Source organism: Methylotenera sp. N17 (assembly GCF_000799155.1).
Classification (GTDB): domain Bacteria; phylum Pseudomonadota; class Gammaproteobacteria; order Burkholderiales; family Methylophilaceae; genus Methylophilus.
Window position 1 is genome coordinate 164,715 of sequence record NZ_JUGE01000001.1, and the last position, 11,927, is coordinate 176,641.

Sequence of the window (11,927 nt, forward strand, 5' to 3'; positions counted from 1 at the left end):
TATGGATAACGCCATTAGAATCGGCAGTCATTTGAGCGACCAGCTCTACGCAAATATGGTTAAAACCATAAGAAATAAAATGCGTAAATATCGGTATGAGACAGTTTTGGAATTACTGCTGCAATATCTCAACTCACCAGTTTTGCCTGAAGGCAATGTAGAACAGCTGCAAAAGCTACCTTGGGTTACTGAAAAGCTAATGTTATGGCTCTTGGCAGATAATCCTATTTTGTATCAACATAAGAAGCTAGCTAATGAGAAAGATATAGAAGAATTAATTCGATATGCTTGGAATTCGGCTGATGATTTATACGTCAAGAACCTACATAGTAACTCAATAAAACTCTTTGTTAGAGCTGCAATACTGCCTCAAATACCATACCAAACTGGTCTTGATACTTATGCTTTTTTACTTCAAGTATTTTTATTGTCGAAAATAGATGCTAACAGCAAGTTGCGTAGGTATTTGGATGAGTCTGCGGGTATGTCTATCTATCAATATTTTCAGTTAGGTGTGTTATGTTACACACATACTGTAACTGAGAAACCTTGGTTCAATGCTCATTATATTCAGAGCTTGAAGCATATATTTTCTGCAGAAGATCTAATTACTTTTTTTGAATCAATTTCATTTGATAGGGCGGCCTTAAACAGGCTTTACCAAGAGCGGGAAATAAAATTTGATGAGTGGTTTCAGCCAGTAATTCTTTACAAGACTCCATGCATACGCCATGAAGGTGCAATAGTCTCATTTGGAAGGCCAACTTTAAGACGTTACTTTGAGAATTTAATAGGGGATTGGCTAGAGGACGAAAATGGAGAGTGTTTAAGTCAATACAATAACGTCATTGCAGGCTACGTAGAATTTGCATTGAGTCGTAGTGATGCTGCATGTTTAGATGAAGCTAAAATCAGAGCGCTGACAAACACAACAAAGCAAGTGTGTGATTTTTTGGTTGAGGAAGATGGATGTTATCTACTAATTGAGGTGAAGAATAAATCTTTAACACAGAAAATCCCAGCAAGTTTGCGCTCATCGCCAATTGTTGCAAGACTGAAAGCAACAGTTATAAAGGCTAGAGAGCAGTTGGATGCTACTCGTGATGAATGTCAAAAACTGTTGAGGTTTAAGGGTAAAGTTTGCTATCGGCTAATAGTTACTAAAAGTGATTTGTGGTTGGGTGACATTAGTTCAATCATTCAAGATTATGATGACCAGTATCCAATATGGCTACTTAGTTTAAGTGATTTAGATCAGCTAGTAGAGTTGGTGATCAGCAAGGTCACTACTTTTAATGATTTTTTTAATCACTTGCATGTAAGTAATAGCAACCCGCAAACCTCCGTATTCACTGTGAGTATGTTACTAGATAAAGCTCCATATAAGTCAAGTAAGCTACCAGCACATTTGCAGAATGAGGCGGACAAGCTGTTTGAGTTAATTAAAAGTAAGATACAGTCTTAGTTAAACTAAAGTTATGTCATTAATTATCATCCCTGAAATTCAATACGAACTCACCGCCATACGCGCACAAGGGGCGGGCGGGCAAAATGTGAATAAAGTGTCCAGCGCGATTCACCTGCGTTTTGATATTCATGCTTCATCTTTAAGCGACTGGCTGAAGACGCGTTTACTAGAGAGCAAAGATAGCCGGATTACGGAACAGGGCGTGTTGATTATTAAGGCACAACAATACCGCACGCAAGAAGCCAATAAAAAAGACGCGTTTAAACGCTTGCATGAGATAGTGAATGCCGCGAATTTTGTGCTGCCAACACGTTATGCCACACGCCCTACACGTGCTTCACAAAAACGCAGAGTCGAGGGAAAAGTACAGCGCGGTAAAATCAAGCTAGGGCGCGGTCGTGTAGATTATGGCAAAATAGGCGAATGATTTTTCACATCTGTTTTGCAGATGGCACAGCCCACACATACCAATGAATTTACTCGCTTTTGATACCTCTACTGAATTTTTGTCTATTGCCCTACAGGTAGGTGTGCAGTCTTGGGCGTTTGATGTTGAGGCTGGTGCAACCGCCTCTCAGCGTATTTTGCCGGAGATTCACGCCCTATTACAAAGCGCTAATATTGAATTAACCGCGCTGGATGGTGTTGCATTTGGCGCCGGGCCTGGTGCATTTACCGGTGTGCGTGTTGCTTGTGGCGTCGCCCAAGGCTTAGCATTTGGTGCAAACCTGCCAGTAGTAGGGGTGCATACTTTAATGGCAGTCGCGCAAGCCAGCGGGCAAGATAAAGTGATTGTTTGTCAGGATGCGCGGATGGGTGAGGTGTATTTTGCTGCCTATGAGAAAGTTACGGATGTGTGGACAACGATCTCTCCGGCAATGGTATGTAAGCCAGAGCTAGTGCCAGCGCTCACAGGCAGCGATTGGGTAGGCGCGGGCAGTGGTTGGGGGGTGTATGCGCCACAATTAACGGCTATATATACAGATCAGTTACGTAAAATACTGCCAGCCGTGACGCCGAATGCGCAAGCTATTTTGGCATTGGCGCAACCTATGTTTTTGGCTGGATTAGCACAAGCGGCAGAAGACATTGCACCGATTTATATTCGGAATCGTGTTGCTTTAACCACGCAAGAGCGTGCACAGGGGTTGCGTATATGAGTGCGGTATTAGCGCAAGCATTGGCATTGCGGCCCATGCAGATGGAGGATATGGAGGCTATTATGGTGATTGAGCCTACTATTTACTCGCATCCGTGGACACGTGGCAATTTTGTAGATTCGCTCAACTCAGGATACAGCGCTTGGGTGCTGTTACAACAACAAAAAATCATTGGCTATGCTTTAATGATGATGGTGCTGGATGAAGCGCATTTGCTCAATATTAGCGTGGCTAAGCCCCAACAAAAACAGGGCTTAGGCCGCTATCTGCTCACACATATGATTGAAATTTCCAAGCGTCACAAGGCCGCCAATATGTTTTTGGAAGTGCGCACGAGTAATCTTTCTGCCATCACTTTGTACGAAAGTATGGGTTTTTGCGAGATGGCGATACGCCGAGGGTATTATCCTGCTGACCCGGTTATCTTTAAATCGGGGCGTGAGGATGCGATGTTAATGGGGCTGGCCTTATGAGTGTAACGCGTGAAGATATATTCCGTGAGTTAGAACTACTGCCAGTATGGCAATTGAATTCTGCACAGGTGGCGGCACCTCGGCCTGTGTCTCAATCTATTGCTACACCTAAAGTGGCTGATGTGCCTGAACCCCCGCAAATCATTTTGCCACCGGAAATTGAAACGCCTCATTCAACGCTGTCTCCAGTATCGGCAGAACCGCCGCTAGAAAAAGTGGCGGTGACATGGCTATTGTATTGTCCGTTACCAGATACCAATATTGAAGCGCCTGCCAGTGCAGACATGCTGACGTTATTGAAGAATATGATCAATGCCATGCAACTATTGTCTACTGACTATCAACTGGTACATGATGAGCAAGTGTTGCTGCGCTATCAACCTGAGTACGCACTGCTGTTTGGTTTAGCCGCCGCCAATACTTTTTTGGGCACGCAAGCGCCAGACGTGGAAACTTTAGGCAACCAACCTGTTCTGCATGCACAAAGCAATTGCTGGGTGATCGATCATCCAGCAGATCTACTGCAAACCCCCATGCTTAAACGCAATGCATGGCGTGTGATGTGTGATGCTAAAGCGTATGCAACGCAGAAAAATACGCAGTAAACGCGTATAGTGCATCATCAGGCAATATAGCTTAGGCTTGAAATTGCTAGCTTAACCGCCATCTTTTAATCAACGATCATTGCACAAACATATTCCACACTAATTAAGGAGTGAATCATGCGTCAACTTTATACCAAACTACTTCCGTTGTTACTGGTGCTGGGTTTGTCCGGCTGCGGATACAATGCATTTCAAACGCTGGATGAAGAAACCAAGGCCAGTTGGTCAGAAGTGCTCAACCAATATCAACGCCGTGCCGATTTGGTACCTAATTTAGTGGAGACTGTAAAAGGTTATGCTGAACACGAAAAAGAAGTGCTGACTGAAGTGGCCGATGCACGTTCTAAAGTAGGCAGCATTCAAGTGACCCCAGAAGTGCTGAACGACCCGGAAGCGTTTGCTAAATTCCAAGCGGCTCAAGGTCAATTAACAAGCGCACTATCACGCTTAATGGCGGTGGCTGAGAATTATCCTAACTTGAAAGCAGACCAAGGCTTTAGAGATTTACAAGCGCAGTTGGAAGGCACGGAAAACCGTGTGACCGTGGCACGTAATCGCTATATTGAATCAGTGAAAGAATACAATATTTCAGTGCGTAGCTTCCCCAATAACTTAACGGCCATGATGTTTGGCTACAAAGCAAAACCTTCATTTACCGTAGAGAATGAAAAAGCCATTTCCTCTGCGCCTAAAGTTGATTTTGGAAACACTAAATAATCTGCGTGATGGTAGTGAATTACACGGCATTATGCAGGTGAACGTCATGTTGAAACTAGTGCAGTGGGTGCTGCTAGTGTTGAGTTGGATTGCACTGCCGGCATTTTCTGCGCCTATGGCAATCCCGGCACTGATTTCACCGGTCACGGATTTAACACAGACCTTATCTCCTCAAGCGCAGCAGTCGCTTGCACAAAAGCTTAACCAATTGTCGAAAGAAAAAGGCAGTCAGATCGCGGTGCTGATAGTGGATACGACACAGCCAGAAGACATTGCCCAGTTTGGCATACGTGTCGCTGAGGCTTGGAAAATCGGGCGTGACAAGCAAGATGATGGTGTGATTATTATTGTGGCCAAAGCAGACCGTAAAATGCGCATTGAGGTAGGTTACGGATTAGAAGGCGCTATCCCGGATTTAACTGCCAAACGCGTGATTAGCGAGACCATGGCACCGCGTTTTCGCCAAGGTGATTTTGAGGGTGGCCTCAACGCTGCGATCGATCAATTAACAGCGTTGATTGCAGGTGAAGCGCTGCCTGCGCCGCAAAAACAATCGTCACAAAGCGGTGGGCTGTTAGAGTGGTTGCCTATTTTGATGTTTGTGGCCATTTTTACCGGTATGGTGCTGCGCAGTATGTTTGGTACCTATGCTGGCAGCGCGCTCAATGGTGGCGCACTCAGTGTGTTGGTGTGGGTGTTGGGCGGTGCATTGCTCACGGTAGGATTAGTCTTTATTGCCGCATTTATTTTCACACTAGCCATGGGTGGTAATCGCGGTGGTGGTTATGGCGGTTACCCAACTGGCTATGGTGGCGGCTATGGCGGTGGTGGTTTGAGTGGGCGTGATATTTTTAGTGGTGGCGGTGGTGATTTTGGCGGCGGCGGCGCTTCTGGAGATTGGTAATATGAAGAGACTGCATCCCATTCTGCGTTTTATGCGACACGCACTGAGTACGCCGTGGCATGTGCGCCGCCATTTCTCGCCACAAGCGCTTCGGCGCATTGAGGCCGCCATTGCCAATAGTGAGCGCCTGCATGCAGGGGAGATGCGCTTTGTTGTTGAAGCTGGCTTGCATCCTATGGATATTATTTGGAAGAAAACTCCCAAGCGACGTGCGCTGGAATTATTTGGGCAATTGAATATCTGGGATACCGAACACAACAATGGGGTGCTGATTTATTTGCTATTGGCTGACCGTGATGTGGAAATCGTGGCCGACCGTGGCATTCATCGCTTGGTGGGAGATGATGGCTGGGAGTCAATCTGCCACCATATGGAACAGCAGTTTAGACAAGGTGCTTTTGAGGAAGGTGTTGTGAGTGGCATCGCCGAAATCGGCGCATTATTGAGCCAGCATTTTCCCACGCAGAATGAGCAGCGTAATGAGCTCTCAAATCGTCCAGTGGTGCTGTAGTTTATATTGTTTAGTATTGGCGCTCGGCGCACATGCCGATATGGCCGACATTAACCGTATTTTTCGCCAGTCTCCTAGTTTGGATCGTATGGAGATTTGTCATGGCGGCGGTTGCGCAAAGTTATCGCTGACCCAACTCTCGCAAGCGGAGTGGGATCAAATCACGTATTTATTTTCACCAATGCCAGAAGACGCGCAGCAAGAACGTTTGATGATTGCGCGCGCAGTAGGTAAGTTGGAGTCACTGATAGGCGTCAATATTGGTACCGCTGGTGATAAAGCAGGTACTTTTAATAACGCCAAGTTTCCTGGTCAATTGGACTGTAATGACGAGTCCATCAATACCACCACTTATTTGCGCTTGCTCGTCCAAGCTGGGTTGGTGAGGCATCACGCAGTGGAAGATACCCGCACTCGACATTTCTTTTTTTCTGGCTGGCCACATACCACTGCGGTGATTCGCCAAACCGATACTGGGCAGCGCTATGCGGTAGACAGTTGGTTTTATGATAATGGGCAGCCTGCGACGATTGTACCGTTTGAAGTTTGGAAAGATGGGTATGTGCCGGAGGATAGTCCGGTACCGCGCTAACGGTCGTCCACAAACTCTGCTGACTAATTGATCGATTCCCTATAAAATTCATCCTTCTCAAGATTTGCTAGTTAAAGGCTATATTCGCTATGCGCGCTTCAAAATTTTTTATTGCCACTCAAAAAGAGGCTCCTGCCGATGCAGAACTCATCAGCCACAAATTGATGGTACGTGCAGGCTTAATCAAAAAGCTAGGCAGTGGCCTGTATAACTGGATGCCGCTTGGCTTGCGTGTGTTACGCAAAGTTGAAAACATTGTGCGCGATGAAATGAATAAAGCCGGTGCGTTGGAGTTGCTGATGCCTGCCGTACAACCTAAAGAACTGTGGGAAGAGACAGGTCGCTGGGCAGTATTCGGGCCACAAATGCTCAAAATTCAAGATCGCCATGAGCGTGATTTCTGTTTTGGCCCAACGCATGAGGAAGTGATTACCGATATTGCACGTAAAGAAATCAATAGCTATAAACAATTGCCGTTGAATTTTTATCAAATTCAAACCAAATTCCGTGATGAGATTCGCCCACGTTTTGGCGTGATGCGCGCCCGTGAGTTTTTGATGAAAGACGCGTATTCGTTTCATACCAGCTACGACTGTTTGCAGAACACCTATAGCGAGATGCACCAAGCCTACAGCAATGTATTTACGCGTTTGGGGCTGAAATTCCGTGCGGTCAAAGCAGATTCAGGCGCCATTGGTGGAGATGGCTCACAAGAGTTTCACGTGCTGGCCGATAGCGGTGAAGATGCGTTGGCTTACTGTGAGCAATCCGATTACGCCGCCAATGTGGAATTGGCTGAAGCTGTGACGACGATAACCCGCGCAGCGCCCAGTGAATCCATGCGTGAAGTCGATACGCCAAAACAAACCGCCTGTGAAGATGTGGCAAAACTGTTAGGGGTTGGCATTGAACGCACTGTGAAAGCGGTGGCCTTTGTTGCACAAGAAAAGTTTTACCTCGCATTGTTACGTGGTGACCACATGCTGAATGAAGTAAAACTGACAAAATTGTCAGGTTTGACCGATTTTAGGCTGGCCACTGAAGAAGAGATTCGCGCCAATTTAAATTGTCCACCCGGCTTTATTGGGCCGGTCAATGTAGGCGCAAACGTGCATGTGATTGCAGATAGCACGGTTGCAGCCATGAGCGACTTTATTTGTGGGGCGAATAAACCTAAATTCCATTTGGCTGGCGTGAATTTTGCTCGTGATTTACAGGAGCCTAGCGTGGTGGCCGATATCCGCAATGTAGTTGCGGGTGATATCAGCCCAGATGGCAAAGGCACATTGTCTCTTTGTCGTGGTATTGAAGTGGGGCATATCTTCCAATTGCGTACCAAATATGCCAAGGCCATGAATGCGACTTATTTGGACGAGCATGGTCAATCGCAAGTCATGGAAATGGGATGTTACGGCATCGGCGTATCTCGTATCGTGGGTGCTGCCATTGAGCAAGGCAATGATGACAAAGGGATTATTTTCCCATTGAGCATGGCACCGTTTGAAGTGGTAATTTGTCCAATTGGGATGGATAAAAGCGATCAAGTGAAAACAACGGCTTTACAGCTTTATGCAGATTTAACAGCGGCCGGTGTCGATGTGTTACTCGATGATAGAAATGAACGCCCGGGCGTCATGTTTGCGGAAAGCGATTTGATGGGTATACCACATCGGGTTGTGATTGGTGATCGCGGTTTGGCTGAGGGTAATGTGGAATATAAATCACGTAAATCGCCTGATGCACAAACGATCGCGTTACCAGATACTTTAAATTTTATTCAACAGGTATTAATCAGTTAAAAAAGTGACTTAATAGATCCATGCGTAAAACTCTTTTCATTGTGCTGATGTGTCTCGTGGCTACTTGCTTTGCAGGTGGTCAGCGTGAAGAGCCGCTATCGAATAGTGTGAAGGCGGTGATGCAAAAATCCATCAGTGATTTGGCGGCGCCGCAGTTGATATTTGATAATCCGGCAGAGGGTGAGGCTTGGCTTGAGCAAATGTCAGTGAGGCTGCAAAAGCGTATTCCTGATGAGACATACAGAAGAGATTTCTTGAGATCAGTTCATTACGAGGCCACGCGGGCAGGGTTGGATCCGCAAGTGGTATTAGGGTTAATCCAGGTGGAAAGTGGGTTCAAAAAATATGCGGTATCGAGTGTGGGCGCGCGTGGTTATATGCAAGTGATGCCATTTTGGGTGCGTAGTATCGGCAGTCAAGATCATAATTTGTTTGATATGCGCCTAAACTTACGCTATGGATGCACAATTTTAAGGCACTATTTAGACATTGAGCGTGGTAATTATTTCCGTGCACTAGGTCGCTACAATGGTAGCCTTGGTAAGCCCCAATACCCTAATTTAGTTGTCAATACTTGGCGTAAGCACTGGGATTACGTAACCGCATCACGTTAAACACCTCGCTTCAAACTCTCCAACTCGCCCTAGATTGGGGCGGTCAAATTTAAAAAAACTTGCAACATGCACCAAAATGAGACTAGACTGCGTTTCAGTTAGCGCATGGCGTTCTTGTGCTTAAAGTTTTAAACAAGGGCTGTATGCACTAACGATTTAGCATAGAAGACTTTTTTAAAAATGAGCAGGACCAAAACAAAGGGAGAACAGAATGTCGAAGTTAACAGCATTGGCAGTAAGTATCGCGGTTTTAGGGGGCGTTTGGGCATTTTTAGCTTTTAATCCATTGGCAAGTGTTGCGCTGGTGTGGGTTGGGTTTATTGCATGGGGGTGTTTTTTCCATACGGGTGGAGACACAGCAGCATTACAAAAAACAATCGCAGGCATGGTGTATGGTGCAGTGATTGCCGGGGTTGCGCTGTACTTGGTGAACTCAGGTATGCTGGCTGGTTTGGGTGTATTGGCAGTGCCAGTCATTATTGCCGTCACTGTATTTTTGTTGGTAATTGTGGCGGGCTGTAACCTTTTGTCTGTTGTGCCTGCTAATGTCTACGGCTATGCAGCTGCTGCTGGTTTGGCGTTAACCGCTGGCTCTGCTGCCAATGTGACTGCATTAGATGCTACTAACCCTGTGATTATGGTGATTATTTCAACTGTCATTGGTGCGTTGTTCGGGCTGGCCTCTGGTAAGCTTGCAGGTGCGCTTGGTAAATAGCTTGTTCCTGTAACAAAAGAAAAACCGCATCTCGATGCGGTTTTTTGTATCTGTTGCGATTGCATTTTATTTGACGACTTTAAACCCACAATAGGTGCCAAACTCGCCTTCGGTTTCGTGATACACAAACAACATATCATTGGTATAGCCGAGTCCGTTGTAATGGTTTTGTGCACGCAACTTCATGTCTTTGGGTAATTCGCTTTTGGCAATAAATTTCCCGGTCAGGTCAAACACCAGCGCTGCTTTGTGATCGACATCCAGCAACACAAGCTCATGGCCTTTCACGCCGGTATACGCAATAAAATGATCGCTGATATCATCGTGCAGAACATTTGGGGTTTTAAAATCCAAGCTAATCTCACTCAGTTTTTCGCGATTCTTTGGATCTACAATCCACACAATATTGCTGCGCTCTTGTTTGGCAAAGTAGCGCTTATTCTCAGCGTCGTAGGTGGGCATGGTAGCAGCATCACCAAACGCAGGGTTAAATTGAATCACTTCGCCAGAGGTGTCTTTGACTTCACCGGTCTCAGCCAAATCGATCGAGTAAATGCCGGTGTTCGGTGAGAAGCCAACACTACTGGAAATATTGTAGGTCACCGTTTCTAGCTTGCCAGTATTGGGGTTGAAGTAGATCGAGCGATTGTCATAGCCTGGCTTTGCCGAGTTGATGTATTTGCCCTCTTTGGAGTATGCATGAATCTCAGACTTGGAGCTGGGTGCTTCAAACTCAGAGCCTATCGGCGCCAATCCGCCATCGGCAATGTAGTAAGTCTGATTGAAAGGGACATAGGCAACGGTCATCGGACGTGTGGTTGGTTTTTTAACCAATGGAATCTTAATGCCTAGTTGCGCCTCGGAGATAACTTCAGCTTGCAGAGACGGCGTGCATAGCGCGCCTGTTGAAATGAAGATAGCCATTAGGCTTGGCTTGAATACAGAGTGGCGCAATTTGAATCCCCGTGTAATAAATACGTATGATAAATAAATGATTGTGATAAATAGTAGTGCAATCGAATAGTCAATCGACATGGTTTAAGTCAACATAGTTCCTACAGTGTTGCACGTTCAATCAGCATGGCATCCCCATAACTAAAAAAGCGGTATTGCTGCCTAATAGCATGTTCATACGCCGACATGATGTGGGTATAGCCAGCAAAGGCTGACACTAACATCATTAAGGTGCTTTTGGGCAGGTGAAAGTTAGTCAGCAAGCGATCCACCACATTAAAAGAATAGCCTGGCGTAATGAAAATATTGGTTTCGCCACTGCCGGCTGACAGTGGTCCGTGTTGTGCTGCGCTTTCTAAAGCCCTCAGCGCGGTAGTGCCAACGGCCAAAATGCGTCCGCCATTTTGACGAGTGGATTGAATCAAGGCCACGGTTTCTTCTGGAATTTGGTAGCGCTCACTGTGCATTTTGTGGGCGCTAATCTCATCTACCTTGACTGGCTGAAAGGTGCCTGCCCCTACGTGTAAGGTCACATAAGCAATACGAACACCCATCGCCTGTATATTACTTAGCATGGTTTCATCAAAATGCAGACCGGCAGTTGGTGCGGCGACTGCGCCAGCATGTTTCGCATATACGGTTTGGTAGCGTGTTTCGTCTTCAGATTCGGCTGCATGTGTAATATAAGGTGGCAGTGGCAAATGCCCATACTGATCCAGCAGATTAAAGATAGACGATGCGTGATGAAATTTGAGTAAAAATAAATCATCTTGGCGCGCGGTGACTTCTACGTCAATGGCGTTCTCTAACAGTAGTCGCGCACCGGGTTTGGGCGCACGCGATGCGCGTACATGGGCTAGCGCTTCGTGGTCATTCAGTACACGCTCGATCATGATTTCCACAGCACCTCCTGTCGACTTTTGTCCAAACAGCCGCGCTTTGATCACGCGCGTGTCATTGAAGATAACGAGGTCATGCGGAGATAACCACTCTGTCAGGTGTGCAAATGTACCGTCCACCAGTTGACCGGAATTGCCGTCCACATGTAACAGGCGGCTACCATTACGTTTTTCTGCCGGAAATTGTGCAATTAACTCAGAAGGTAAATAAAAATCGAATTCTTGGGTTCGCATAATGCGAATAGCTTGTTATAATAGCGAAGTTGCACATTATATACCTCCTGCCGGGATGGCGGAATTGGTAGACGCACGGGACTCAAAATCCCGCGTTGGAAACAACGTGCCGGTTCGATTCCGGCTCCCGGCACCAGCAATCGTAAAATACATCTGCGATGGCTAGATATTAAGTAAATATAACCGCATAAAATCATCATGGTACGACGCAAGGGCTTGAAAAAGCCCTTTTTTTGTGCTATTTTTCACGGGCTTGTAACAGTTTGTAACAAGTCTTAAGTA

At 46.1% G+C, this 11,927-nt stretch carries 14 protein-coding genes and 1 tRNA gene; 13 read left to right on the forward strand and 2 right to left on the reverse strand.

All coding sequences use genetic code 11. The features are described from left to right. The first annotated feature begins 1 nt into the window (after position 1). The 12 genes from FG11_RS00905 to FG11_RS00960 all read left to right on the forward strand — a co-directional run bounded on the left by FG11_RS00905 (position 2) and on the right by FG11_RS00960 (position 9,558). Positions 2-1,465, forward strand: coding sequence for a hypothetical protein (locus FG11_RS00905; protein WP_047532592.1), 1,464 nt, complete (start codon positions 2-4; stop codon positions 1,463-1,465). Positions 1,466-1,478: 13 nt separating this feature from the next. After that, positions 1,479-1,895: an alternative ribosome rescue aminoacyl-tRNA hydrolase ArfB gene (gene arfB / locus FG11_RS00910; protein ID WP_047532594.1), complete on the forward strand. Its 417-nt coding sequence runs from the start codon at positions 1,479-1,481 to the stop codon at positions 1,893-1,895. Positions 1,896-1,938: 43 nt separating this feature from the next. After that, positions 1,939-2,628 (forward strand): tRNA (adenosine(37)-N6)-threonylcarbamoyltransferase complex dimerization subunit type 1 TsaB, encoded by a 690-nt coding sequence (gene tsaB, locus FG11_RS00915; protein ID WP_047532596.1) that lies wholly within the window; start codon positions 1,939-1,941, stop codon positions 2,626-2,628. After that, the gene (gene rimI / locus FG11_RS00920) at positions 2,625-3,101 is read left to right on the forward strand and encodes a ribosomal protein S18-alanine N-acetyltransferase (protein WP_047532597.1); all 477 of its coding nucleotides are present in this window, start codon (positions 2,625-2,627) and stop codon (positions 3,099-3,101) included. The genes tsaB and rimI overlap by 4 nt, the downstream gene beginning before the upstream one ends. Then, positions 3,098-3,706 (forward strand): hypothetical protein, encoded by a 609-nt coding sequence (locus tag FG11_RS00925; RefSeq protein ID WP_047532599.1) that lies wholly within the window; start codon positions 3,098-3,100, stop codon positions 3,704-3,706. Before rimI ends, FG11_RS00925 begins: the two co-directional genes overlap by 4 nt. A 117-nt stretch (positions 3,707-3,823) precedes the next feature. Further along, positions 3,824-4,423 (forward strand): LemA family protein, encoded by a 600-nt coding sequence (locus FG11_RS00930; RefSeq protein ID WP_020183755.1) that lies wholly within the window; start codon positions 3,824-3,826, stop codon positions 4,421-4,423. Further along, positions 4,401-5,327 (forward strand): TPM domain-containing protein, encoded by a 927-nt coding sequence (locus FG11_RS00935; RefSeq protein WP_200884588.1) that lies wholly within the window; start codon positions 4,401-4,403, stop codon positions 5,325-5,327. Before FG11_RS00930 ends, FG11_RS00935 begins: the two co-directional genes overlap by 23 nt. A 1-nt stretch (position 5,328) precedes the next feature. After that, positions 5,329-5,838: a TPM domain-containing protein gene (locus FG11_RS00940; RefSeq protein WP_047532601.1), complete on the forward strand. Its 510-nt coding sequence runs from the start codon at positions 5,329-5,331 to the stop codon at positions 5,836-5,838. Next, positions 5,807-6,430 carry a hypothetical protein gene (locus tag FG11_RS00945; protein WP_235276312.1) on the forward strand — a complete coding sequence of 208 codons (624 nt, stop codon included), beginning with the start codon at positions 5,807-5,809 and terminating at the stop codon, positions 6,428-6,430. The genes FG11_RS00940 and FG11_RS00945 overlap by 32 nt, the downstream gene beginning before the upstream one ends. A gap of 89 nt (positions 6,431-6,519) precedes the next feature. After that, a complete protein-coding gene (locus tag FG11_RS00950) occupies positions 6,520-8,229 on the forward strand; it encodes a proline--tRNA ligase (RefSeq protein WP_047532603.1) in 1,710 nt (569 codons plus the stop codon). A 20-nt stretch (positions 8,230-8,249) separates the two neighbouring features. Continuing rightward, a complete protein-coding gene (locus FG11_RS00955) occupies positions 8,250-8,843 on the forward strand; it encodes a lytic transglycosylase domain-containing protein (protein WP_020183760.1) in 594 nt (197 codons plus the stop codon). A gap of 211 nt (positions 8,844-9,054) precedes the next feature. Further along, positions 9,055-9,558 carry a DUF1097 domain-containing protein gene (locus FG11_RS00960; protein WP_020183761.1) on the forward strand — a complete coding sequence of 168 codons (504 nt, stop codon included), beginning with the start codon at positions 9,055-9,057 and terminating at the stop codon, positions 9,556-9,558. 66 nt (positions 9,559-9,624) lie between these two features. Here the strand turns inward: FG11_RS00960 and FG11_RS00965 are convergent, their stop codons facing one another. Together FG11_RS00965 and queA are read right to left on the reverse strand one after the other, a co-directional pair. After that, on the reverse strand, positions 9,625-10,482 hold the full coding sequence (locus FG11_RS00965) for a hypothetical protein (protein ID WP_029647242.1): 858 nt from the start codon (positions 10,480-10,482) through the stop codon (positions 9,625-9,627). A 131-nt stretch (positions 10,483-10,613) separates the two neighbouring features. Further along, entirely contained in the window at positions 10,614-11,645 is a 1,032-nt protein-coding gene (gene queA, locus FG11_RS00970) for a tRNA preQ1(34) S-adenosylmethionine ribosyltransferase-isomerase QueA (protein WP_047532606.1), read from the reverse strand. 49 nt (positions 11,646-11,694) lie between these two features. On the opposite strand from queA, the gene FG11_RS00975 reads away from it, so the two are divergent. Continuing rightward, positions 11,695-11,781: transfer RNA gene (locus FG11_RS00975), tRNA-Leu, on the forward strand. Positions 11,782-11,927 lie beyond the last annotated feature (146 nt).

Bases quoted from the DNA above. Each gene is read 5' to 3' on its own strand.
- FG11_RS00960 (WP_020183761.1), top strand. From the start codon at position 9,055: ATGTCGAAGTTAACAGCATTGGCAGTAAGTATCGCGGTTTTAGGGGGC.
- FG11_RS00930 (WP_020183755.1), top strand. From the start codon at position 3,824: ATGCGTCAACTTTATACCAAACTACTTCCGTTGTTACTGGTGCTGGGT.
- queA (WP_047532606.1), bottom strand. From the start codon at position 11,645: ATGCGAACCCAAGAATTCGATTTTTATTTACCTTCTGAGTTAATTGCA.
- FG11_RS00945 (WP_235276312.1), top strand. From the start codon at position 5,807: ATGAGCTCTCAAATCGTCCAGTGGTGCTGTAGTTTATATTGTTTAGTA.
- FG11_RS00965 (WP_029647242.1), bottom strand. From the start codon at position 10,482: ATGGCTATCTTCATTTCAACAGGCGCGCTATGCACGCCGTCTCTGCAA.
- FG11_RS00955 (WP_020183760.1), top strand. From the start codon at position 8,250: ATGCGTAAAACTCTTTTCATTGTGCTGATGTGTCTCGTGGCTACTTGC.
- rimI (WP_047532597.1), top strand. From the start codon at position 2,625: ATGAGTGCGGTATTAGCGCAAGCATTGGCATTGCGGCCCATGCAGATG.
- tsaB (WP_047532596.1), top strand. From the start codon at position 1,939: ATGAATTTACTCGCTTTTGATACCTCTACTGAATTTTTGTCTATTGCC.
- FG11_RS00940 (WP_047532601.1), top strand. From the start codon at position 5,329: ATGAAGAGACTGCATCCCATTCTGCGTTTTATGCGACACGCACTGAGT.
- FG11_RS00905 (WP_047532592.1), top strand. From the start codon at position 2: ATGGATAACGCCATTAGAATCGGCAGTCATTTGAGCGACCAGCTCTAC.
- arfB (WP_047532594.1), top strand. From the start codon at position 1,479: ATGTCATTAATTATCATCCCTGAAATTCAATACGAACTCACCGCCATA.
- FG11_RS00925 (WP_047532599.1), top strand. From the start codon at position 3,098: ATGAGTGTAACGCGTGAAGATATATTCCGTGAGTTAGAACTACTGCCA.
- FG11_RS00950 (WP_047532603.1), top strand. From the start codon at position 6,520: ATGCGCGCTTCAAAATTTTTTATTGCCACTCAAAAAGAGGCTCCTGCC.